Origin of the sequence: Nocardioides sp. (genome assembly GCF_024509035.1) — a bacterium.
Lineage (GTDB): Bacteria > Actinomycetota > Actinomycetes > Propionibacteriales > Nocardioidaceae > Nocardioides.
The window spans coordinates 15,728-39,362 of record NZ_JANINT010000117.1 but is presented as its reverse complement, the minus strand read 5'-3'; the positions used below and the strand labels follow the sequence as shown (position 1 = coordinate 39,362).

At 69.2% G+C, this 23,635-nt stretch carries 18 protein-coding genes; 13 read left to right on the top strand and 5 right to left on the bottom strand.

Annotated features, from left to right (window positions below; genetic code table 11):
* On the top strand, positions 1 to 323 hold a 323-nt coding region (locus tag Q0L15_RS09910; RefSeq protein ID WP_296604016.1), incomplete at its 5' end, for a GDP-mannose 4,6-dehydratase.
* A gap of 1 nt (position 324) precedes the next feature.
* Positions 325 to 1,275, top strand: a complete 951-nt coding sequence (locus Q0L15_RS09905; protein ID WP_296604015.1) for a GDP-mannose 4,6-dehydratase — start codon at positions 325 to 327, stop codon at positions 1,273 to 1,275.
* 1 nt (position 1,276) lies between these two features.
* On the opposite strand, the gene rfbA is transcribed toward Q0L15_RS09905, so the two are convergent.
* Entirely contained in the window at positions 1,277 to 2,140 is an 864-nt protein-coding gene (gene rfbA, locus Q0L15_RS09900; RefSeq protein ID WP_296604013.1) for a glucose-1-phosphate thymidylyltransferase RfbA, read from the bottom strand.
* 111 nt (positions 2,141 to 2,251) lie between these two features.
* Here rfbA and Q0L15_RS09895 point away from each other — a divergent pair, with 111 nt between their 5' ends.
* From Q0L15_RS09895 to Q0L15_RS09885, 3 genes are read left to right on the top strand one after another with little or no spacing between them, the layout of a single operon-like run.
* Positions 2,252 to 3,409 (top strand): glycosyltransferase, encoded by a 1,158-nt coding sequence (locus Q0L15_RS09895; protein WP_296604012.1) that lies wholly within the window; start codon positions 2,252 to 2,254, stop codon positions 3,407 to 3,409.
* Between the two features lie 11 nt (positions 3,410 to 3,420).
* Positions 3,421 to 4,419, top strand: a complete 999-nt coding sequence (gene rfbB / locus Q0L15_RS09890) for a dTDP-glucose 4,6-dehydratase (RefSeq protein WP_296604011.1) — start codon at positions 3,421 to 3,423, stop codon at positions 4,417 to 4,419.
* Positions 4,419 to 5,834 (top strand): bifunctional dTDP-4-dehydrorhamnose 3,5-epimerase family protein/NAD(P)-dependent oxidoreductase, encoded by a 1,416-nt coding sequence (locus Q0L15_RS09885; RefSeq protein WP_296604009.1) that lies wholly within the window; start codon positions 4,419 to 4,421, stop codon positions 5,832 to 5,834. The genes rfbB and Q0L15_RS09885 overlap by 1 nt, the downstream gene beginning before the upstream one ends.
* A 6-nt stretch (positions 5,835 to 5,840) precedes the next feature.
* Here Q0L15_RS09885 and Q0L15_RS09880 read toward each other — a convergent pair whose 3' ends face one another.
* The 4 genes from Q0L15_RS09880 to Q0L15_RS09865 all read right to left on the bottom strand — a co-directional run bounded on the left by Q0L15_RS09880 (position 5,841) and on the right by Q0L15_RS09865 (position 12,125).
* Positions 5,841 to 6,971 (bottom strand): hypothetical protein, encoded by a 1,131-nt coding sequence (locus Q0L15_RS09880; RefSeq protein ID WP_296604008.1) that lies wholly within the window; start codon positions 6,969 to 6,971, stop codon positions 5,841 to 5,843.
* Between the two features lie 266 nt (positions 6,972 to 7,237).
* Positions 7,238 to 8,476: a hypothetical protein gene (locus tag Q0L15_RS09875; protein ID WP_296604007.1), complete on the bottom strand. Its 1,239-nt coding sequence runs from the start codon at positions 8,474 to 8,476 to the stop codon at positions 7,238 to 7,240.
* A gap of 85 nt (positions 8,477 to 8,561) precedes the next feature.
* The gene (locus tag Q0L15_RS09870) at positions 8,562 to 9,809 is read right to left on the bottom strand and encodes a hypothetical protein (RefSeq protein WP_296604005.1); all 1,248 of its coding nucleotides are present in this window, start codon (positions 9,807 to 9,809) and stop codon (positions 8,562 to 8,564) included.
* A gap of 165 nt (positions 9,810 to 9,974) precedes the next feature.
* Positions 9,975 to 12,125 carry a glycoside hydrolase family 99-like domain-containing protein gene (locus Q0L15_RS09865; protein ID WP_296604004.1) on the bottom strand — a complete coding sequence of 717 codons (2,151 nt, stop codon included), beginning with the start codon at positions 12,123 to 12,125 and terminating at the stop codon, positions 9,975 to 9,977.
* A 155-nt stretch (positions 12,126 to 12,280) separates the two neighbouring features.
* Here Q0L15_RS09865 and Q0L15_RS09860 point away from each other — a divergent pair, with 155 nt between their 5' ends.
* The 8 genes from Q0L15_RS09860 to Q0L15_RS09825 all read left to right on the top strand — a co-directional run bounded on the left by Q0L15_RS09860 (position 12,281) and on the right by Q0L15_RS09825 (position 23,296).
* A complete protein-coding gene (locus Q0L15_RS09860; protein WP_296604002.1) occupies positions 12,281 to 13,297 on the top strand; it encodes a MoxR family ATPase in 1,017 nt (338 codons plus the stop codon).
* The gene (locus Q0L15_RS09855) at positions 13,294 to 14,433 is read left to right on the top strand and encodes a DUF58 domain-containing protein (protein WP_296604001.1); all 1,140 of its coding nucleotides are present in this window, start codon (positions 13,294 to 13,296) and stop codon (positions 14,431 to 14,433) included. Before Q0L15_RS09860 ends, Q0L15_RS09855 begins: the two co-directional genes overlap by 4 nt.
* Positions 14,434 to 14,513: 80 nt before the next feature.
* Entirely contained in the window at positions 14,514 to 15,644 is a 1,131-nt protein-coding gene (locus Q0L15_RS09850; protein ID WP_296603999.1) for a hypothetical protein, read from the top strand.
* Positions 15,641 to 16,531, top strand: a complete 891-nt coding sequence (locus Q0L15_RS09845; RefSeq protein ID WP_296603997.1) for an ABC transporter permease — start codon at positions 15,641 to 15,643, stop codon at positions 16,529 to 16,531. The genes Q0L15_RS09850 and Q0L15_RS09845 overlap by 4 nt, the downstream gene beginning before the upstream one ends.
* Positions 16,531 to 17,280 (top strand): ATP-binding cassette domain-containing protein, encoded by a 750-nt coding sequence (locus Q0L15_RS09840; RefSeq protein WP_296603996.1) that lies wholly within the window; start codon positions 16,531 to 16,533, stop codon positions 17,278 to 17,280. The genes Q0L15_RS09845 and Q0L15_RS09840 overlap by 1 nt, the downstream gene beginning before the upstream one ends.
* 43 nt (positions 17,281 to 17,323) lie before the next feature.
* Positions 17,324 to 18,802: a sulfotransferase gene (locus Q0L15_RS09835; RefSeq protein ID WP_296603994.1), complete on the top strand. Its 1,479-nt coding sequence runs from the start codon at positions 17,324 to 17,326 to the stop codon at positions 18,800 to 18,802.
* Entirely contained in the window at positions 18,799 to 22,401 is a 3,603-nt protein-coding gene (locus Q0L15_RS09830) for a glycoside hydrolase family 99-like domain-containing protein (protein ID WP_296603992.1), read from the top strand. Before Q0L15_RS09835 ends, Q0L15_RS09830 begins: the two co-directional genes overlap by 4 nt.
* On the top strand, positions 22,388 to 23,296 hold the full coding sequence (locus Q0L15_RS09825) for a class I SAM-dependent methyltransferase (RefSeq protein ID WP_296603990.1): 909 nt from the start codon (positions 22,388 to 22,390) through the stop codon (positions 23,294 to 23,296). Before Q0L15_RS09830 ends, Q0L15_RS09825 begins: the two co-directional genes overlap by 14 nt.
* Positions 23,297 to 23,635 lie beyond the last annotated feature (339 nt).

The window sequence follows — 23,635 nt, the reverse complement described above, 5'->3', positions numbered from 1 at the left end:
ACTGGGGCTTCGCCGGCGACTACGTCGAGGCGATGTGGCTGATGCTGCAGCAGCCCCAGGGCGACGACTACGTGGTCGCGACCGGCGAGGCACACTCGATCCGCGAGTTCCTCGATGCCGCCTTCGGCCACGTGGGCATCGACGACTGGACGCCGTACGTCCGCCAGGACGCGCGATTCATGCGCCCGGCCGAGGTGGATCACCTGATCGGCGACGCCAGCAAGGCGCGCGAGGTCCTCGGCTGGAAGCCGAAGGTGTCGTTCCAGGAGCTGGTCGCGCTGATGGTCGACGCCGACCTGGCCGCGACCCGGCAGGGCTGGTGAGATGACCCGGGCGTTCGTCACCGGGGTCAACGGCCAGGACGGCAGCTATCTCGTCGAGCGTCTGCTCGCCGACGGCGTCGAGGTGCATGCGCTCGCCCACGACCTCGAGCCGCTGCCGGACCTGCCCGGGGTGCACCTCCACGTCGGGGACGTGACCGACACCGGCGACGTACGCCGCCTGCTCCTCGACCTGGCCCCCGACGAGGTCTACAACCTCGCGGCGGTGAGCTCGGTCGCGCGATCGTGGAGCGAGCCCGTGCTGACCGGTCGGGTGAACGGCCTGGCCGCCGCCGCGCTGCTCGACGCCGCGCTGGCGGCACAGGACAAGCACAGCCGGCAGGTGCGGTTCGTCCAGGCCTCGAGCGCGGAGATCTTCGGGCAGCCCGACCACAGCCCCCAGGACGAGACGACGCCCGTGCGTCCGGTGAACCCGTACGGCGCGGCCAAGGCGTACGCCCACCTGCTCGTCGACGTCTATCGGCGCCGGGGCCTCCATGCGGTGAGCCTCATCCTCTACAACCACGAGTCGCCGCGCCGGCCGACGCACTTCGTCTCCCGCAAGATCACCTCGACGGTGGCCGCGATCGCCCAGGGCCGGGCGACCCGCCTGACTCTCGGCAACCTCGATGCCCGTCGCGACTGGGGCTGGGCGCCCGACTACGTCGACGCACTGGTGCGCGCGGCGCGCGCCGCGTCACCCGATGACTACGTGATCGCCACCGGCACCGCTCACTCGGTGCGGGACTTCGTCGCCGCCGCGTTCGAGCAGGTAGGCATCACCGACTGGGAGCCGTGGGTGTTCGTGGACCCGGAGCTGGTCCGTCCGGCGGACGCGTCCGAGCTGGTCGGCGACTCCTCGAAGGCTCGCAGCGAGCTGGGCTGGGCGCCGACGCTCGGGTTCGCCGAGGTCGTGGCCCAGATGGTCGCTGCCGACCTCGCCGCCTCGGGCTGACTCACTCGTCGAGGAGGTCCAGGAGGTAGCGGCCGTAGCCGCTCTTCAGCAGCGGCGCCGCCAGTGCCGCCAGCTCCTCGTCGCTGATGAAGCCCATCCGCCAGGCGGCCTCCTCGGGGGCACCGATCTTGGTCCCCTGGCGGCGTTCGATCGCCCGGACGTAGTTGCTGGCCTCGTTCAGCTCGTCGAACGTGCCGGTGTCGAGCCATGCCGAACCGCGGGGCAGCACCTCGACGTGCAGCTCCCCCGCCTCGAGGTAGAGCCGGTTGAGGTCGGTGATCTCGAGCTCGCCGCGCGCGGAGGGCTTCAGCGAGGCAGCGCGCTCGACGACGGTCTCGTCGTAGAAGTACAGACCGGGGACGGCGTAGCTGCTCCTGGGCTTCTCGGGCTTCTCCTCCAACGACAGCGCGCGGCCGTCGGCGTCGAACTCGACGACGCCGTACGCCGTCGGGTCCGCGACGCGGTAGCCGAAGACGGCTGCCCCCGTCAGAGATTGGAACCGGTGCAACTGGTTGCCGAGACCCGCGCCGTAGAAGAGGTTGTCGCCCAGCACCAGGGCCGACGGTCCACCGGCGACGTGGTCGGCGCCGATGAGGAAGGCCTGCGCGAGCCCGTCCGGGCTGGCCTGCACCGCCCAGGTGATCTCGATGCCGAACTGGCTGCCGTCGCCCAGCAGGCGACGGAACTGCTCGGCCTCGTGGGGCGTGGTGATGACCAGCACCTCACGGATCCCTGCCAGCATCAGCGTCGAGAGCGGGTAGTAGATCATCGGCTTGTCGTAGACCGGCATGAGCTGCTTGCTCACGGCGTGCGTGATCGGGTGGAGCCGCGAACCCGTGCCGCCTGCCAGGATGATGCCGCGCATGGGAGCCATCGTACGGAGGGAGATGACCACTGCGGTCGGCTCCCAGGTTGAGGGATGGCCAAACTGCCACGCCTAGGATGAACCGACGTCCCACCACACCCGAAAGGAAGCATGGGCCCGCACCATCGAGACACCCGCACCGTCGCGGTCATCGGGACGCGCGGCTATCCCAGCTTCTACGGTGGGTTCGAGACCGCCGTGCGCCGCATCGCGCCCGCGCTCGCCGACAGGGGTTGGTGCGTCCGCGTCTACGGGCGCCGCGCCGAGGTCGCGTTGACCCGAGGGGACCCTCGCGTGGAGAGCGTCCTCACGCCGGGCCTCGACACGGTCGCGTTGAGCACGCTCTCCTACGGGTTCACGGCAGTCCTCCACGCCCTCGTCAGGAAGCCGGACGTCGCCCTGGTGATGAACGTCGCCAACGGGTTCTGGCTCCCGTTGCTCCGCCTGCGCGGCATCCCCACCGTCGTGAACGTCGACGGCGTCGAGTGGGAGCGCGACAAGTGGAGCACGCTCGGCAAGAGGATGTTCCGGTGGGGAGCCCGGCTCACGGCCCGCTTCGCCGACCAGCTGGTCTTCGACGCCGAGGCGATCGGAGACCACTGGCGCCACGAGCTCGGCCGTGACGGGACGTTCGTGCCCTACGGCGGCGACCCCGAGCCTGCCCTTCCGGTCGAGCCCGGTCTCGAGGCCGGCCGCTACGTCGTCCTGATCGCCCGGCTCGTGCCAGAGAACACGGTCGCGGCGTTCCTCGCCGCCGCGCCTGCGATCGTGGAGCAGGCCGACGTCGACGTGGTCGTCGTCGGCTCCGCCGCGGCGGACGACCCGCTCCAGCGCACGGCGGAGGCGCTGGCGGCCTCCCATCCCCGCATCCACGTCCTCGGCCACCTGAGCGACGACCGGCGCCTCCACTCGCTGTGGCAGCACGCCGGCGTCTACTTCCACGGGCACACGGTCGGTGGGACCAATCCGACCCTCGTGCAGGCGATGGCGCTCGGCGCACGCATCGTCGCCCGGGACACGGTCTACAACCGCGAGGTGCTCGCGGACACCGGCGTCTACTGCGACGGTGACGCGGAGTCGATCGTCCGGGCGGTGGCGAGCGCGCTCCATGACGATCGGCCGATGGGCGAGCGGGCTGCGGCCCGGGCCGCCCGCCACTACTCCTGGGCGCGCGTGGTCGACGAGTACGCCGCGCTCCTCGACACCGCACGACGGCAGCCACGACGACAGCCACGAGGGCGGGGCCGGCAACGGGCCTCGGCCGCCTGAGAGGAAGACACATGGAACGCATCCTCGTGACGGGCGGGGCCGGCTTCATCGGCTCCAACTTCGTCCACCACCTGATCGGCGCGACCGACGGCGAGGTGACGGTGCTCGACAAGCTCACCTACGCGGCGAGCCGCGAGTCGCTCGCCGGACTGCCGGAGAGCCGGGTGCGGCTGGTCGTGGGCGACGTCGCCGACGCGGCCGTGGTCGACCCGCTGGTCGCCGAGCACGACGCCGTCGTCCACTTCGCGGCCGAGTCGCACAACGACAACTCGCTGCGTGACCCGTCCCCGTTCGTGCAGACCAACCTGATCGGCACCTTCACCCTGCTCGAGGCGGTGCGCAAGGCCGGGGTGCGTCTCCACCACATCTCCACCGACGAGGTGTACGGCGACCTCGAGCTCGACGACCCCCAGCGGTTCACCGAAACGACGGCGTACGACCCGTCGAGCCCGTACTCCTCGACGAAGGCGGGCTCCGACCTGCTGGTCCGGGCCTGGGTCCGCAGCTTCGGCGTGCAGGCGACGATCTCCAACTGCTCCAACAACTACGGTCCCTGGCAGCACGTCGAGAAGTTCATCCCCCGCCAGATCACCAACGTCATCGCGGGCAGCCGGCCCAAGCTCTACGGGGCGGGCTTGAACGTCCGCGACTGGATCCACACCGAGGACCACTCCTCGGCCGTGCTCACCATTCTCCAGCGCGGTCGGGTGGGCGAGACCTACCTGGTCGGCGCCGACGGCGAGCGCAACAACCTCGAGGTGGTGCAGATGATCCTGCGCCACTTCGGCCGACCCGACGACGACTTCGACCACGTCACCGACCGCGCCGGGCACGACCTGCGCTACGCCATCGACGCGACGAAGCTGCGCACCGAGCTCGGCTGGGAGCCGGCGTACCGCGACTTCGAGAGCGGCCTCGCGGCGACCATCGAGTGGTACGTCGCGCACGAGGACTGGTGGCGCCCGCACAAGGAGTCCGTCGAGGCCGGCTACGCGGCGAAGGGACAGTGATGGAGCCCGCGGTGAAGGAACTGAGCGTCGAGACGACACCGATCCCGGGCCTGCTGGTCCTGCGGCTGCCCGTGCACGAGGACGATCGGGGTTGGTTCAAGGAGAACTGGCAACGGGAGAAGATGGTGGCCCTCGGGCTGCCCGACTTCGGCCCGGTCCAGAACAACGTCTCCTACAACGCCCGCCGTGGCGCCACCCGCGGCATCCACGCCGAGCCGTGGGACAAGCTCGTCTCGGTGACCACGGGCCGTGTCTTCGCGGCGTGGGTCGACCTGCGCCGTGGGGACTCGTTCGGGACCACCTTCCACATCGAGGTGGACCCGTCCGTGACGGTGTTCGTGCCCCGGGGGGTCGGCAACTCCTACCAGGCGCTCGAGGACGGCACCAGCTACAGCTACCTGGTCAACGACCACTGGCGAGCGGGCGTCTCCTATCCCGCGGTCCACCTCGGGGATCCCGCTGTCGCGGTCCCGTGGCCGATCGCCCTCGACGACGCCGACATCTCCGAGAAGGACCAGCGCAATCCGCTGCTGGCCGACGTGGTCCCGATGGAGCCGCGTCGCACCCTGATCATCGGCTCGAACGGCCAGCTCGGCCGGGCGCTCGCGCTCGACTTCCCCGAGGCCGACCGCGTCGATCTCGTCGGCACCGATCCCGTCCTCGACCTCACCGACCCGACGGCGGTCGGGGCGTGGCCGTGGCACGAGTACGACCTCGTCCTCAACGCCGCCGCCTACACCGCCGTCGACGACGCGGAGACCACCGCGGGCCGCCCCGCGTGCTGGGCCGCCAACGCCCAGGCACCGGCCGTGCTCGCGCGGCTCGCCCAGGAGCACGGGTTCACCCTGGTGCACTACTCCACCGACTACGTGTTCGACGGGACCGAGGACACCCATGTCGAGGACGAGCCGTTCTCGCCGCTCGGGGTTTACGGCCAGTCGAAGGCAGCGGGCGACCTCGCCGTCAGCACCGCGCCCCGTCACTACCTGCTCCGGACCTCCTGGGTCATCGGCGAGGGCCGCAACTTCGTCCGGACGATGCAGTCGCTCGCGGAGCGCGGGATCTCGCCGTCGGTCGTGGACGACCAGGTGGGACGGCTGACGTTCACCGGCGAGCTGTCCCGCGCCACCCGGCACCTGGTGGAGAGCGGCGCGGCGTACGGCACCTACAACGTCACCAACGACGGCCCCCCGACGTCGTGGGCGGACCTGGCCCGCGAGGTCTTCGCGTTGACGGGCCGTGATCCCGGCGACGTGACGCCGGTCAGCACCGAGGAGTACGCAGCCGGCAAGGCCCTGGCCCCGCGACCGGCGCGCAGCGTCCTGAGCCTGGACAAGCTGGCGCGCACCGGATTCGTCTCGGAGGACGCTCGCGCGGCACTCGTCCGCTACTGCCAGAGCGAGCCGGCGAGCTGAGCCCTGTCAGCCGGGGCGAACGACCATCACCGGTGTTGCCCCGACCGGGACCCGGCACGACTCCCGGCAGCGCGTGACCGCTCCGCCGGCATCGCTCCACGACGTCGCGTCCGGGGAGGTCACCCGCACGGCGGGGCCCCGGGGCTTCCACCAGAACGTCCGGACCTCGCCCTCGCCGCGCGCCACGCACTCCCAGACGCCGGGCTCCCGGTCCCCGAGGGTGCAGCCCTCAACGCGGGTGCCCTCGAGCCAGTCGCGGACGACGTCGAACGACTTCCCGGCCAGGGTCTCGGTGGTGAGGTCCTCCTCGGTCAGGTAGGTGTTGGCGATCCGTCCGATGTTCCAGCTGTACCAATAGACCCGCGGCAGACCGAGACCGGCGTCGAGCAGGTAGGTGCGCATCAGGAACGCTCGCTGGAGCTCGGCGGGGATCGCCGGCGGCTCGGGCCCGCCCTGGAGCCCGAAGTTGATCTCGGTGTTCCACACCGGGAGGTCGATCCCGTTCTCGGCCAGCACCTCTCGGGCGATGTCGAGCAGCGTCGCCTGGTCCTCCGGGAGGCCCTCCGCGGACGGATAGAGCTGCACGGACGCGGCGTCGACGGCGCCGGCCAGGTCGACGCGGGTCGACTGCAGCGACCAGAAGTCCGCGAACCAGGCCTGCTGGCTCTCGAGCCGCAACGGGAACGCCGGAGCCACGATCGTCGCCTTCGGGACGACCTTGCGGATCGCCTTCGACGCCGTCAGGGTCAGCTGCGCCATCTGCCGGGGCGTGCCGGTCCAGTACTGGACGACGTTCGCCTCGTTCCAGATCTGGTAGTCGATCCGGTCCCCGTAGCGCTGCGCCACGGCGGTGACATAGCGACGCCAGGCGCCGAGATCGGGCATCGAGGCCGCGCCGGCGCCGTACGGCGCCTCCTCCCGGGGCTTCGAGGCGTGGAAGGTCGGGGTCTGGCCGAGCACCAGAAGCGGCCGGGCGCGCATCCGCTCGACCGTGGCGACGGCCGTGTCCAGCGTCGTCCACGTGAACCCACCCGGTCTGGTCTCGAGGTCGCGCCAGCTCGTCCCGGAGTCCCAGAGGCGCAGGGCGCCGATCGGGGCGTCCGGCGCGCGCCCCTGGCTCACGAGACCGTCGTGCATGCCGAAGAACGTGCTCCGGATCCGCTGGCCCCGTGGCGGCGGTGGCTGCACGGGATCCGTGGGGCTCACGGAGGGCGTGAGCGTGGTCGCCTCGGCGCTGGGGGTGATGCCACCCCCCTGAGGGGAGGGATCACTCGTGCTGCAGCCGGCGCCGAGCGCGACGAGGACGGCACAGGCGAGCGAGACCAGGGTTCGGCGGGGTCTGACCACGGCGTTCTCCCAACGACTTCAGCAGCGGCGTGAGGTGGGGGCCCGGGTTGTCCGGCTCAGCGGCGGAAGGTCACCAATACGGGCGCCTGGCCGACCCGGATCCGGAAGTGCCCTGAACGTTCGGTGGTGGTGCCCGAGAGACTGGACCACGAGCGCGTCGTGCTCGGCGTCCTGACGCCGACCGGACGGCCGCGAGGCTTCCAGTAGATCCGCCGGCCCTCGGCCCCGTCGCGGAACGTGCACACGTAGACGCCCCGGAGGCGACCTCGCCCCGTGTGCGAGCAGCCCCGCACCTCGGCTCCGCTGAGCCATGTCGCGGTGACGACCCAGGCGCGTCCGGCCCGGGTCAGCTCGCTGCCGTCCGGCGTGACGAGGTGGGTGTTCGCGATCGAGCCGAGACCCCAGGCGTACCAGTAGACCCGGCTCACCGGGCTCGCAGCGTTCAGGACCAAGGTGCGGGCGACGTACGCCGCCTGCTTCCGTGGCGAGATCTCCTTGGCGGCGGGTCCTCCCCGCAGCCCGTAGTTGATCTCGGTGTTCCACAAGGGTTTCTGGCGAGCCGCCTTCGGCAGGGCTCGCCGAGCGAACCTGGCCAGGTTCATCGACGCCTCCGGCGCCTGATGCTCCAGGGGGTAGAGATTGGCCGAGACCACGTCGACGAAGCGGGCGATCCCGCGACCGCGGACCGAGGCGTGCCAGTAGGCGCGGTACCACGCCCGCTGCGAGGACAACCGCAGTGGGAACGCAGGCGCCACCACGACGGCCCTCCGACCGGCGACCCGTTCGATCGTCCTCCCGGCGGTGGCGGTGAGCAGCGCCATCTGCGAGACCGACCCCGTCCAGTAGTTGACGACATTGGGCTCGTTCCAGATCTGGTAGTCGACCGTGGTCCCGAAGGTTCTCGCCAGCTTCGCCACGTAGCGCTTCCACGGAGTCAGGCGCGGCATGCTGGTCGCTCCGCGACCGTAGGCGCCCGGGGCGTGGGGATGTCTCGCGTGGAACCGGGGCGTCTGGCCCAGCACGATCAGCGGGCGCACGCCGGCTGACCTCGCCGTGCGGACGGCCGTGCGCAGTCGGCCCAGATCGTAGTGACCGCGGCGTTTCTCGATCTCGCGCCACGACGTTCCGGAGTCCCAGACCCGCACGGCGCCGATCGGCAGCGTCGTCAGGGTGCCGCCGCTGATCCGGGTGTCATGCATGCCGAAGAAGCCTGGACGGACCCGCTTCGCATCAGCGGGCGCAGCGAGCGCCAGCACCGACACGACGAGCCCCAGTGCCAGGATCGGGACCGCCACCAGACGAACGGACGAGCGGACGAGCGAAGCGATCATGCGGATCCCCCCGATGGGATGTGGTGGGCCGGCCAGCTCAGCCGAGACGTCAGCTCCGCGAGGAGACCATCACCGGCGCGTCGTGGACCGTGAGAGTGACCTGCCCGTCGTGCGCCGTGGTGGTGCCATCGAGGTCGGTGGACGAGGTCGTCGTCGACGACGTCGCGACCCGGACCGCTCCGCCGCTGGGCTTCCAGTAGATCCGCCGGACGTCGTTGGTGCCGACGCGCGCGGTGCAGGTGTAGAGGCCCTTCAGCGCCCCCTTCGAGGTGACGGCGCAGGAGACGTCGGTGTCGACGATCCAGCCCCGCGCGACCTGCCAGGCGCGTCCGGCCCGAGTGAGGGTGGTGCCGTCGTCCTCGACGAGGTGGGTGTTGGCGATGCCGTTGATCCGCCAGCTGTACCAGTACACCCTGTCGACCGAGGCTCCGGCGTTGAGCAGCAGCGTGCGCGCGACGTACGCCGCCTGAGTGGCGTCGGGGATGGACTTGGCGGTGTCGCCGCCCAGGAGCCCGTAGTTGATCTCGGTGTTCCACATCGGCTTGCGGCGCGCCTGCTTCGGCAGGACCCGCTTGGCGAACGACAGCAGGCTGGCCGAGGCCTCAGGCGCCTGGTCGGCCAGCGGGTAGGGGTTCACCGCCACCACGTCGACCATGGCGGCGATGCTCTTGCGGCCGACCTTCGCGGCCCAGTATTTCTTGAACCACGTCTTCTGGCTCGCGAGCCGCAGCGGGAAGGAGGGGGCGACGACGGTGGCCCGGCGCCCGGCGGCCTTGTTGATGGCCGCGCTGCCCGTCGCCGTCAGCTTCGCCATCTGGCTCACGCTGCCGCTCCAGAAGCCGACGACGTTCGGCTCGTTCCAGATCTGGTAGTCGACCGAGGTCTTGTAGCGCTTGGCCACCTTGGTGACGTACTTCGTCCAGGCGGAGATCGTCTTCGGCATGCTGGAGGCGCCCTTGCCGTACCACCCCGCGGCCTTCGGCTTGGAGGCGTAGAACCGCGGCGTCTGGCCGAGGACGACCAGCGGCCGGAGGCCGGCGTTGCGAGCGGTGTTGACGGCGGTGTCGAGCGCTGTGAAGTCGAAGCGTCCCCGCTTCTTCTCGATCTGGCTCCACGCCGTCCCGGTGTCCCAGAGCCGGACGGAGCCGACCGCCACACCGGGCACCGAACCGCCGGCGATGTTGGCGTCATGCATCCCGAAGAAGTCCGGAGAGACGCGCTGGGCCTGCGCAGGCGCCGACACGAGCGAGGCGCCGACCATCAGGAGCGGGATCAGACCGAGGAGAACGGCACGCAAGCCGGATCGGTGAGCTGGCAATGACATCGTCGGTCCTCCGAGGCAGACGGCATGGGATCGGGCGGCTTCCCCCACAGGAACGCCCGCGGCCACCGACCCTACGTCAGACGAGCGGATGTGGCGAAGGTTCGGGGGGAACTGCGGTTCGGCCACCGCGTTGGTCGATCAGCGCGATCGGGGCTGCCCGGGACGGGCGCCCGTGACCTGACGCACGGTCTCGAGGTTGCCCCGTCCGAAACGGGCGTCCGGCTCGAGGCAGGCGCCTTCGGCCCACTCGTTCCACGCGTTGACAAAGACGAGCGGCTCACCGCCGGCGGCCGTCGCCGCGTCGACGGCACGAGAGAGCCAGCGACGGAATGACACCGGGTTGCCACGGTGGAACGCGTACGCCGCCGCGCCGCGCCGAGCCGTGTTGTCCCAACCCGGCATGACTCCGGGATGGACGCGCAGGCCGTGCGGACCGGTGGTGCGCAGGTCGGCCCCGTCGACGGCGGCGTCGTAGGAGTAGATGTCCCCCGAGTGGGTGGGGTCGAGGTCGGGCGCGAGGTCGCGGAGCGACTGCAGCCCGATCCCCGAGCCGGGCGGGAAGTGGACGAGGCCGTCGACCGCTGCCGCTGCCGAGGCCGACATGCCCTCGAAGTCGCGTGAGGGGATGACCGCGAGGATGTGGAGCCCGCCGAGGCCGTCGGCCTCGGCGCGCTCACGCCACCGCGCGATCGTCGCCGCGGCGTCGGGCAGCTGACCGATGCGGTAGATCACGAGCAAGGGCTTCCCCTCGACCTGCAGGTAGCGGTGGTCGCGCAGCGCCGGGAGCAGGTCGTCGTAGAACGCGTCCTCCCAGCCCGGCGGGTAGGTCTGGGCGATGAGGACGTCCTTGTCGAGCCCGTCCCACCGCCGCGTCCAGGACTCGTTGGCCCAGCAGAGCGCGAAGGGGAACTCGACGGACGGATCGGCGAGCAGGTTGCGCAAGGGAGTCTCGAGCAGGGGCTGCCCGTCGAACCAGTAGTGGTACATGACGAACCCGTCGACCCCGTGCTCGGCGGCGAGGTCGGCCTGCTGTTGCATCACCTTGACGTCGGAGAGGTCGTAGCGCCCCAGCTCGCCGGGCTCGACCGGCTGCGCGTGCCCGCGGTAGAGCGGCCGCGCGCGGTCGACGTTGACCCAGTCGGTGAACCCCTCGCCCCACCACTCGTCGTTCTCCGGGATCCGGTGGTACTGCGGGAGGTAGAAGGCCAGCACGCGCGGCGCGTTGCCGTCCGCGTCGGCTCGGCGCGCCTGGTGGAGTCGGGACGGCACCTCGCCGGTCTCCACCTGGTCCAGGCCGGCCGCGGTGGCCATCACCCCGACGAACCGCTCGATGGCATGCGCCGTCGAGCCGTCGAGGTGACCCGCCTCGGACTCGAAGTGCTCCCTGTCCAGCTCGAGGTCCGCCAGCCGCTGGAGCAGCCACGGTTGTGCCCAGTACATCGAGCCCGCCGGGTAGCGCAGGGCGTCGGGATCGAAGGCGAACGGCATCCGAGCGGTGAGAGCCTCGACGAGCTCCTGGTTGGAGCCCCAGGTCTCCGGCCCCTTGAGATGCCCGGAGGGAACGACGACGCCGACGTTACGGTCCCGGCGCAGCAGGTCGACGATCCGCCGAACCCCTTCGGGGGAAGGTAACAGCCCGTCCAGCAGGTCGAGGCGCCAGGCGTCGCCGTCGATGCGGTGCACCGAGCGCTTGGTGTGCACCTTGAGCACGGCGTCGTAACCCTCGAAGGCTCCGCGTCGGGCGAGCTCGACGAAGGGCCAGGTGTCGCGGCCGACGTTCTCGACGTGGTGGATCCGGGCGCGCGGGAAGCGCCCACCGATGCGTCCCTCGAGGCTCTCGGCGGGGCCCTGCACCAGCGTGACAATGAGGTCGAAGGCCTCCGGCATCCGCGAGAGGCGATCCTCGATGTCCGGCCACACCTCGGGGTAGAAGACGTGCGCAACCACGAGGACCCGCGCCTGATCGTGGGTCGGCAAAGGATCGAGCTCCAGCCGCGACGACCGGACCCCGTGCACGAGCGGCCGATTGAGCAGCGGTGACGGGTGGGGGGTGCCGGACGCGCCCTTGCGGGCGACCGGAGCGAACAGTCCTGCGGTCGATGTCGTCGCAGGCGGGATGTCGCGCCGGACGAGCCGCTTCACGAGCGTTCGGGCCCGGGCTCTGAGCAGCCGCACCTTGCCCGCGGAGCCACGCAACGGCGCCGACCATCGCCACGACGCCGACGTCAGCACGGCGGACATCTGCCGTCGGTACTCCTCGGCGGTGGCCTCGAGCACGGAGATCCGCATCCGCAGCTCGTCGTTCTCCGTACGGAGCGCCTCCAAGAGGTCTTCCGGGTCGTGCGGGTTCACTCCGAGGGTCTCCCTGACTGATCGTGGCCGCCTCATCCTAAGCGCGCCGCCGATCGGGCCTCCCTCGGTCCGGGCCGGTAGCATGCCGAGACGTGACTTCTGGGGGAACCGTGGACGTGCTGCAGGACCGGGGCCCTGGCCCGCTCACCTCCGAGGAGGCCGCGACCTTCCAGGCGGCGGCCCACCGGATCGCCGAGGCGGTCAACGGATTCATGCAGGGCAAGGCCGAGGTCGTGCGGCTGGCCATGACGTGCCTGCTCGCCGAGGGCCACCTGCTGCTCGAAGACGTCCCCGGGGTCGGCAAGACCTCGCTGGCGCGCAGCTTCGCCTCGGCCCTCGGAGCGCCCTGGCAGCGGATCCAGTTCACCCCCGACCTGCTGCCGGGCGACGTGACCGGCGTGTCGGTGTTCCACCAGGACACCAGCAGCTTCAACTTCCACCCCGGCCCGATCTTCTCCAACATCGTGCTGGCGGACGAGATCAACCGCGCCGCGCCGCGCACCCAGTCCGCCCTCCTCGAGGTCATGGAGGAGCGGCAGGTCACGGTCGACGGACGCCCCTATCCGGTGCCGCGGCCCTTCCTGGTGATGGCCACGCAGAACCCGGTCGAGATGGACGGCACCTACCCGCTCCCCGAGGCACAGCTCGACCGCTTCCTGGTCAAGACCACGGTCGGCTACCCCGACCACGCCGCCGAGGTCCGCGTGCTGCAGGCCGAGCACGCCGGCACCGGCGTGGGGAACGTCCCCCAGGTGAGCTCGCCCGACGAGATCGCCTCCCTGGTCGCGGCGGCACGCGCAGTGCACGTCGCGCCCGCCGTGTTCGACTACGTCGCCGCGCTGGTCGGCCACACCCGCACGATGCCGCAACTGCGGCTCGGCTCCTCCCCACGCGGCGCGATCGGGCTGCTGCGCACCGCGCGGGTGCGGGCCGCGCTGGACGGCCGCCACTTCGTCGTCCCGAGCGACGTGCAAGCCCTTGCCCAGCCCGTGCTCGCCCACCGGATGCTGGTGAGCCCGTCGTTCGAGGCGTCCGGCGGCTCCGCCGCCGACGCCGCCGACGAAGCGGTGCAGGCGATCGCGCCCCCTCCGGGGGACGGACAGCGATGACCGTGCGCGGCGCCGGGCTGGTGCTGGCCGCCGCGGGTCTCTCACTGTGGGGATGGCGGGCGAGCTGGCCCGAGCTGATGGCGCTCGGCGCCGGCGCCGGGGGGCTCGTGGTGCTCGCGCTCCTCGCCACGCTCCGCACTCCGCGCGGGAGCATCCGCCCAGACCAGTCGTCGGTGCAGGTCGTCCGAGGTCAGCCCGCCGACGTCCGTCTCATCGTCGAGATCCGTGGCCCGCGCCGCTGGCTGCGCATCGTCGACGGCCCGGTGCGGGCGCCGCTGCGGTCGGTGCGGTTGCCGCGCTCGGCTCGGTCGGGCGCTGCCTCGCTGCGAATGCCGGTCGACACGAGCGAGCGCGGTCAGCGGCCGCTCGGGCCTTACTCGCTCGTGCACGGTGACCCGTGGGGCGTCGTCCGTCGGGTCGTCGCGTCGGCCGACGGCGGCGTGCTGACGGTGCGGCCGAGGTCGGTGCGGGTGCGTCGGTCCCTGACGACGGCCTTCCGCGAGGGGGAGTCCGACTCCGCGAGCCGTCGATCCGGGGACCAGCACTTCCACGCCTTGCGCGACTACGTGCTCGGCGACGAGCCGCGGTCGGTGCACTGGCGCTCGTCGGCTCGGGCGGGGAAGCTCGTCGTGCGGCAGCAGGTCTCCGAGGCCTCCACGGGCACCACGATCGTGCTCGACGTCGACGGCTCGGCCTACGCGACGAGCGGCCGATTCAGCTCCAGCTGGGACACGGAGCGCTTCGAGTCGGCGGTCGAGGTCGCCGCGTCACTCGCGACCAGCCAGCTCACCCGGGCCGAGCAGGTGCACCTCGTCACCACCGCCCGAGGAGCACGCGTGACGAGTGCCTCCGCGGGGGCTGCGAGCAGCCTGCTCGACGCTCTCGCGACCGTCCAGCTGCTGCCACCCGTCGACACCGCGGCGGACGAGCTGCCTGCCGTCGTCGCGCGGACCCGGGCCGCTCACACGATCGTCATCACCTCGGCACCCGACCCGCGCACGGCGGGCTCGCTGCGCCGGCTCGCCACCATCGCCCCGCTCACGGTCGTCCGGGTCGGCGCCGACGCTGCAGGCAGCAGCTTGGCAGGGGTGCGAGTGGTGGACGTGCCGGACGCCACTGGCCTGGAGGACCTGTGAGCGCGGCACCGGCAGTGGACGCACGGACCGCTGCGGCGGGCGTGTGCTGTGCGGTGGCGTCCCTCGCCTACTCGGGGTCGGTGTCGCTGTTCGCGCTGCTCGCCTTCGTCCTCCCGGGCGTCGTCGGCGTGGTCGTGGTGACGGCGGCGATCGCCCGGTTGTCAGTTCGCTTTGCGGCGGCCGGTGGCCTTGCCGCCGCGCTGGCGATTGCCGAGGTCGTGAACGTCGCTTCGGGGACCGGGCACGGCCCCGCAGCACGGTCCACCTTCGCCGCGGCAGCCTTCACCGCCCTTGCCGTAGCGGCCGTACGGGGTCCAGCACCCGCGCTGTTCGCCGCCGCGGTCGTCGGTGTCCTCGTCGGCGCACTCGGCCTCGGGGCGGGCGCCGAAGTCGCCGCGGTCGCCGTCGCCACCGCCCTGGTCACGACGATCGCGGTAGCTGTTGTCGAGGGCCAAAGCCGGCGGTGGACCGGCCGCGCGCCCCACCTGATCGCGACGGTCGCCTTGGCATTGCTGATCGGTGGCCTCGCGGCCGCGATCGCGCTGCAGGCCGACCGTCGCCTGCAGGGCGAACCTGCCGTCCTGGCCCCGGGGGCCGTGGACCGGTCGATCCAACCGCCCCCTGTGCTCGGCGACTCAGCCCAGCGTCGGACGCCACTTCCCGAGCCGTCGGACGAGACCGTCCAGGTCGACACGCCGCCGAGCGAGCCGGGCGCCCCTCTCAGGGCGATCTGGCTCGCCGTGCTGGCGGTCGTGCTCTCCGCCCTGGCGGCCGTGGCCGTGCGCGTCGCCTGGGTCGCCCTGGCCTGGCGGCGGCTGCGGCGTCGTCTTCGTCGCGGCACGGACGCGGAGCAGATCGCCGGCGCGTGGGTGTGGTCGACGCGTCGACTGCGCGCCGCCGGCTTCGCCCTCCCTCGCTCCCTGCCCGTCGACACCGCGGCCTCGGGCCTCGGAGTGGCCATGTTGCCGCGCGCGCTCCGCCAACCTCTGCGACGGATTGCGTCCTCGACGGTCAGCGCGGTCTACGCACCGGCGGCCGCTCAATCCCCGGACGTTTCGACGACGTGGTCGGCAGCCGACGACGTCGCCCGCAGTGCCATCACAGGCCTCCCTGCCGGCCGACGACTCGCCTTCGCCGTCCGTTCTATAAACTCGACGCCGTCCCACCCCACAGCGCCCACCGCGCCATTCATCGAGGAGAGCAGCTCGTGAGTCCTCGGCACCCGCGCGCCGGCGCCCGGAGGGCGAACGATCCAGCCGGCTTGTCTTGGCAGGGTTACGCACCCATCGACGCTTCGATCGGCGCTCAGATCAGCGCGGCCGCCGGTGACGTCGCGGAGGGGATTCGTCGGTGGCAGTCGTGGACCTATCTCGCTATCGAGCAGGTGAAGAATCAGTACCGGCGCACGGTCATCGGACCGTGGTGGCTCACTCTCCAGACAGCAGCCATGGTTTCTGGCCTCGCTGTTCTCTTCGGCTCAATCTTCGGACAGTCCCTGAGCGACTTTCTGCCCTACATCGCCGGTGGCTTCATCGGTTTCTGGTTGCTGACCGGCCTTACAGGTCAAGGCGCCAGCGTGTTCGTGAGCAATGCCTCGACATTGATAAGCACCCGCCAGCCGCTCTCCGCGCTGGTGTTTCAGTCAGCTACCCATGAGCTACTGCAGTTCGGGCACAACTTGGTGATCGTTGCCGCACTCGTTGCCCTCGGGTTGGTGCCGCTCAGCCTCAAGCTCCTCCTCGTCGTCCCCGCTATCGCCGTAATCGTGCTGAACGGCGTGGCGATTGGGCTCTGGCTGGGCCCTACGGTCGCGAGGTACCGTGATGTGGGGCCCTTGGTCGTATCGATCATGCAGATGCTGATGTTCTTCACGCCGGTCTTCTGGCGCGCGGACGACGTCGATGCCAGCGGACGTGGCGTCTTGGTCACATGGAATCCGTTTGCGCACTTGCTGAATCTCTTCCGCGACCCTTTGCTGGGAGAGTTTCCATCCGCGACAACGTGGACTGGAGTAGTTGGCGTCACTGCAATCAATCTGGTGCTCGCGGCCTGGGTATTTAGCCGGGCTCGGTCGCGCTTGCCATACTGGGTGTCCTGATGCCTTCGGTCGCCCTCCGCAATGTCCACGTCAAGTACCAGTTGCTCTCAGTCAGGGACTACAACCTCAAGAATCGTCTCGTTCAGACGGCACGACGTAAATTTCATGATCCAGTGGTGATCGATGCCTTGCGGTCTATAGATCTCAACATTGCAGAGGGCTCAAGAGTTGGCCTAGTTGGGGCCAATGGGTCCGGCAAGTCCACACTCTTATCGGTGATGGCTGGGCTGCTGCCCCCGACTTGCGGAACTGTTCGGGTGCAGGGCCGGGTCCTCGCGCTGCTTGGCGGGTCCGCTGCAGGTCTTGACCAGGAGGCAAGCGGGCGCGACAACATTGTCAGTATGGGTGTGCAGTTGGGAGAGTCTCCCCGGGCAATGCGCGGACGGATCGAGGACATCGCCCAGTTCTCCGGGCTGGGCGAACGAATCGTGCACCCTGTCTACTCATACTCAAGCGGAATGCAAGCTAGATTGCGGTTCTCGATCCTCACTTCCCTGCGCCCTGATGTGCTCCTTCTCGACGAGGGCATCGGAACCGCCGATGCCGAATTCACCTCTCGGGCGAACCGCCGACTGAACGAATTCATGTCTTCGGCCGGGATACTTGTCCTTGCCAGTCACGGCGACGCCTTGCTGCAGGAGCAGTGCACAGATGCGGTGTGGCTTGACGCGGGCGTCGTGTCATCTCAAGGATCGGTCGACTCCGTGTTGGCGGACTACCGGGGCAGTTTCGCAGCGGCGGAGCGATGACCGGGTGATGAGCCATTCTCGGGAAGAAAGAAGTGAGGCGCCGGTGAGACACATCGTTGAGTCGATGGCGCGCGAAGAGAGTACGTCGACCAGACCGCTGATTGTGCTCGGCATGCACCGCTCGGGGACGAGCCTTATGGCCCGGCTCCTCAGTGATCTCGGCTGGTACCTAGGGCGTCCGGAGGAACTCCTCGGACCGAGAGAGGACAACCCAGACGGGTTCTTCGAACGCACTGATGTCCAGGTCTTGAACGACCGAATCCTGTCTCAGGTCGGTGCATCTTGGGACGGGCCGCCGGACGTCTGCGAACTGCTTGACCTTGAGGCAGAAGTCGGCGAGCAGGTCGCGGCGTTGCTTGCGACACTGAGCAAGGACGCAGCAGCGGCACCTTTTGCCGTGAAGGATCCTCGGCTCTGCGTGCTCTGGCCCGTCTGGGAGCGACATCTGCCGCCAGACGCCAAGCTTGTTCTGATATTTCGGCACCCAGCTGAGGTCGCTGCCTCGCTGCACAAGCGAGACAGCCTGCCTCTCGTCACTGGGCTTGCCCTCTGGGAAGAGTACGTGCGTCGGTCCCTCGTGGCAGTGGGCGATCGGGGCGCGGTCGTCGTTCGGTACAGAGCGCTTATCGATCAGCCAGCTGATGCTATTCAGAGCCTGGCCGAGGCACTCGGCACCACCGTTCCGCGGGACCGGCTTCAAGCCATCCGCCCGGAGCTCTACCGCAATCGAGAGGGCGCCTGTGAGGTGCCGCTGTCTGCAAGTCAGAGCGCTCTCTGGGACTGGATCGAGCGATTGCCAGGGTCGGTGGACCGGATCGATCTCGACGATGTCCCCGGGGGGGCGAGCGAGCGTTCGATCGAGCTGGTCAGGAGCCGTCGCAAGTCTGCGGCGCTCCAGTCTCAGGTCGACGTGCTCCGGCAAGCCTTGGAGGAGTCAGCCTCGGCGTTGAAGCAGGGTTCCGAGGTTCGATCAGCACTGGAGCTGGCGCTGCAGGAGGCCAGGGACCTCAATGAGGAGATTCTCCGATCGGAGCAGAAACTCAGGGAGTCCCGCGACGCCAACGCCGAGGCACTCCGAGCCGCGACGATCGAGCTAGCCGTATTCAGAGATCATGTCAGACACCACGAGTCGGTGCGAGCACGTCAGGACGCCGAGATCGTACGCTCTTCGGCGCTCCTGACCCGGCTTGCCGAAGAGCGGCGGCTGATGGACGAGCACGTCGAGCAGCTCCGAGTGCGACGCCTCGAGCAAACCCGGCGCATCGAGGCGATGGCTCAGGAGAGCCATGAGGCGCAGGTGCTGCTAGAGCGGCTGCGAGGAGACCTTGCCGCTGCGCACGCGAGAGAACTGGTCCGACGGCACGAGCGCGAGCATCTGGTTCGCGCCCTCAGCGTCGTGGAGGGCCAGCGGCGGGCCGAGGAAGCCGCTGGCCGCGCGGTGCGAGCATCGAGGGCGTGGCGCTGGGGGCGCAAGCTCGCTGGCCCGTTGAGAGGGCCTTCGACTCGGGAGGAGGAAGCGTGAGACAGTCACCAGCAGCCTGGGAGCCCCCGATCACCCCCGAGGAGCTCGCAGAGGTTGCCGCGAGCGGTGCGATCGACGAGGAGTGGTACCGCGCTCGTTACGTCGACGTGGCAGACGCGGGTGTCCCTCCCTTGATCCATTACCTGACTCAGGGCTGGGTCGAGGGACGCGACCCAGGTCCGGGCTTCTCGACGCAGTACTACCTCGACGCCAATCCAGACGTGGCCGAGAGCGGCATGAACCCGCTCGTGCACTACACCCTGTATGGGTGGCGTGAGGGCAGGGCGCCCCGGGACAGCTTCGTGTCGCGGCCTCCTGCAGGCTTGGAGGACTTCTCCCCGCTCACGATCGAGCTCGCAGGAGCCGCGGCATCCGCAGGCCCGAGCGAGTCCGAGTCGCGGCCGGTGCCAGCGTCGGATCCTCGACCGGCGCTGCCAACTCTTGCTGAGCGTTCGGGATCGCCGGCAGGGTCACCACCCGGAGCAACGGCGTTACGAACGGTCGCGTTCTACCTGCCGCAGTTCCACCCCATCCCGGAGAACGATGAATGGTGGGGCGAGGGCTTCACCGAGTGGACGAACGTCGTGCGCGGAACGCCGTCCTTCGGCGGACACCAGCAGCCGAACGTTCCGGGAGAGCTGGGCTACTACGACCTGCGCGATCCCGCGATCATGCGTCGGCAGATCGAGCTGGCCGTGCTGCATGGGGTCTCAGCCTTCTGCTTCTATGCCTACTGGTTCGCTGGCAAGAGACTGCTCGACGGCCCCCTCGAGGCCTTTCTAGCCGACGACACCTTGGACCTCGAGTTTCTCGTCTGCTGGGCCAACGAGAACTGGACCCGGACATGGGATGGCCGAGCACAGGACGTGCTGATCGGCCAGAGCCATTCCCCCGAGGACGACGTCGCCTTCATCTCCGAGATGTCCCGCTACCTTCGCGACCGCCGCTACCTCCGCGTAGACGGAAAGCCCGTGCTTCTGGTCTATCGGCCATCTCTCCTGCCCGATCCCGTCGCGACGGCGACTCGATGGCGCACCTGGTGTCGGGAGAACGGCGTCGGGGAGATCCTGCTGGCGTACGTGCAGTCCTTCGACAAGACCGACCCGGCAGACTTCGGTTTCGACGTCGCGGTCGAGTTCCCGCCCAACAACACCGGCCCACTCCACGTGCCCGAACTCGAGGCGACGCCAGGCTTCGAGGGACAGGTCTACGACTGGGTAGAACTGGCCAACCGGAGCAACAGCTACCCAGAACCGACCTACCCGGTGTGGCGCGGGGTATGTCCCTCGTGGGACAACACCGCGCGGCGTGGGAAGTCGGCTGCCATCTTGTGGGGCGCCAACCCGGATGGTTTCTGCCAATGGCTCGTCAACGCCGGCGCGGAGACGATCGCCCGCTGCGAGCCCTCCTGGCGATTGGTCTTCATCAACGCATGGAACGAGTGGGCAGAAGGCGCCTATCTGGAGCCGGACGAGGCCCAGGGCTACCAATGGCTCCACGCCGTCCGTGACGCGCAGATCACGCTTGCCGACGGTCCGGTGAGCGCCCATGGGGCAGGAGTAGTCGTCGTCACGCACGACATGCACCCGCACGGTGCGCAACTGCTGGCGCTCGCTATGACCCGCACCCTTGGCCGCTTCGGCCTGCACGTGGAAGTGGTGGCGCTCGGCGAGGGCGAGCTCGCATCCGAGTTCGCCAGGACCGCGCCGCTACATGTTCTGGCGCGCGACGAGGACGCGTCCGCCGAGATGCTTGCTGATCGGCTGGTCCAACGCGGATTCACCACGGCCATCTGCAACACGTCTGTCTCCGGCGGCTTCGCTTCTCGACTGCGTCGAGCCGGGGCTGATGTCACCGGCCTTGTGCACGAGTTGCCGAGTGTTCTCTCCGACCCAGCGGTGAGCCAGCGCGCGGAGTCCTTGACCAGCGGCGCACATCGGATCGTGTTCCCTGCCGACAAGGTGGCGCGCGACTACCCCCATGCACTGCCCCAGGACACCGACGCGATCATCCGCCCTCAAGGTATCTACAAGCCGATCCGCGGGGAGCGATCCGCGGCTCAGCGCCAAGCGCTGCGCGAGCGGTTGGGATTGCCTTTCGACGCGACGGTGGCCCTCGGAGTGGGGTACGGCGATCATCGCAAGGGTCTGGATCTCTTCGCCGAGATGGCCGCCAACCGCCCGACCGCCGCGGACGGCAGCGCCGTCCACTTCGTGTGGGTAGGCCGTCATGACACCTACGATCGGCGCATCGTCGATGCCGTTGCAGCGGCCGGCTCGGACAGGCTGCACCTCGTCGGTTACGTCTCGGACCCAGAGGCCTACTATCAAGCCGCCGACGTGCTGGTCCTCAGTTCGCGGGAGGACCCTTTCCCCAGCGTGGTTCTCGAGGCACTGATGTGCGGGCTTCCGATCGTGGCAGGACGCGATCGCACAGGACAGGACGACCTGATTGTCCGATCTGGTGGAAGGTTGGTCGAGACCTTGTCGGGCGAGAGTCTCGCCGCCGGGGTCATCGATGCTGTCAGGTCGGACTCGCCAGCCGACGCGCACGCCCGCCGGGCACTTGTCACCAGCGAGTTCAACTTCCAGCGCTACATGCTCGACCTACTCGCTGCAACACCCGCCGCCCTTCCTCGAGTAAGCGTTGTCGTGCCCAACTACAACTACGAGCGGTTCATCGGCGACCGACTTCGACAGGTTCTCGACCAGACTTACCCGGTTTACGAGCTGATCGTGCTCGACGACGCCTCCACCGACGGGAGTGTGACCGCCATCCACGAGGCGATCTCGGACGCAGCACCGCACGTCCGTGTCGTCGTGAACGAGGAGAACAGCGGATCGGTGTTCGCCCAGTGGCGTTTGGGGTCGCAACTGGCAACCGGCGATCTAGTGTGGATCGCCGAGGCCGACGACGTGGCAGACCCCACGTTCCTCGCATCGCTCGTACCAGAGTTCTGGTCCTCAGGGACCGCCTTGGTCTACAGCGAGTCGAGACAACTAGGCGCCGACGGTTCGGTCCTCGCCCACCACTACCGTGACTACGTCTCGGACATCCACGCGCGCGACTGGACCCGGCGCTACCGCGCCTCGGGCCGTGACGAGATCACGGAGTGCCTCGCCATTCGCAACACGATCCCAAACGTGAGTGCCGTGCTGTTCGACGCCACCACCCTTCGACTGGCGATGGAGCGGGTGGACCTGAGCGAACTGCCCACCGCTGGAGACTGGCGGGTCTACCTGGAGGTGCTGCAACACGGGGACCTCGTGTTCGTGTCGCGCGCACTGAACGGCCACCGCCGCCATCAACACAGCGTCGTTGCGAGCGGCCTCGGGCGGCGACACCTGATGGAGATCATGGCCATGCAGGCCGACATCGCCGAGAGGTTCTCCGTCTCCGAGCCTGTGCGGCGCCTAGCGGTCGCCTATGCCGAGCGTCTCTACGAGCAATTCAACCTCGGACGCGCTTCTGCGCTCCATCAAGATGAGCAGTTTGCACCCTTGGTGGCGAAGATAGTTTCGAGCGGCAGGACTCGAAGCGACGATCGACACGATGCGACCGAGATCGACAAGGGCGCGAGCGGGCATGGAGCGCCCTAGCGCCGGCGCGCTGAGCGGCGATACGTCCGGCGCCCTCCTCGACGACAGCTCGTGGACCCACCTGACACCGTGGCGCGAGGAAGTTGCCCGCCTAGACAGAGAACTCCGTCCAGACTTAACCAATCTGGTCGACCTCCTTCGGCGGATTCCAGTCGCGATCTGGGGCCAGTTGCTTAATGCGCCTGAAGAGCACTTCGGCCGAGCCGACCTGCTCCTCCCTCGGATGCCGGACGCCTCACTCCAAAAGGAGTGGACGGGCCTGTCGGGCGGTCAACTCCTCCGACAATCGGTTGCCCACGTCAACCAGGTCTTACTTGCTTGCGCCGAAGCAGGGGTGAGGCCGGCCGACGCCAAGGTGCTTGACTTCGGTGTGGGTTGGGGGCGTTTGGCGATGCTGTGGTTGAAGTACTCGAAGCCCGCGAACCTCACCGGCTGCGATGCGTGGGAGTCGAGCCTGGAGGAGGCGCGGCAGTTGCGGGTTCCCGTCGAGCTCGTCCAGAGCGACCCGCTTCTCGAGACTTTGCCTGCGCCCGAGCGCAGTCTGAATGTCGTCTACGCGTTCTCGGTCTTCACCAGCTTTGGGCCTCAAGCATTTGCCTCGTGCCTAGCCGGGCTCGCACGGATGCTCAAGCCGGGGGGTGTTGTCGTCTTCACTGTTCGCTCGCCTGAGTACTGGTCCTTGCGACCGGAGCTTGAGGGCGCACTGCGGGAGGCAGAGCGGGCCGAATTCTACTTCCGGCCCGATCCGGGTCACGATCAGTACGGAAACACATCAGTGTCATTGGGCTACCTTGACCGGCTTTGTCGTGAGAACGGGTTAGCGCAACCACAACTCGAATGGGCTCCGGGTGATCCCCATCAGATCGTGGTCCGCGCCCGTCGGCTCCCACAGTGAACCCCGGAGTTCGGATGGAAGCGTCGGGAAGCCGTTGACCAGCAGAACTAGATGCCCGATCCGTTTGATCCGGCCAGCACAGTGGCTCGATGGTCAGCGATGCCCAGATGGGCTCTCAGCAGCGGCGTGGATTGTCTGGCACGTCGCGAGCTGCAGGAATCGGTGACATGCGCGCCGCTAGGTTCAAGTGCCCGCCTCCCCTCAGGTCAGGTATCGAGTCGAGTTTCCTTTCGCCGGCCGGCATCGCACCGCCGGCTGTTGCCCGCTCGACCGCGGGCAGGCAACCTTAGCTCGGGCTACAACCACGCCACCCGGGCCCGGGAGGCGGGCCAGCGAGCC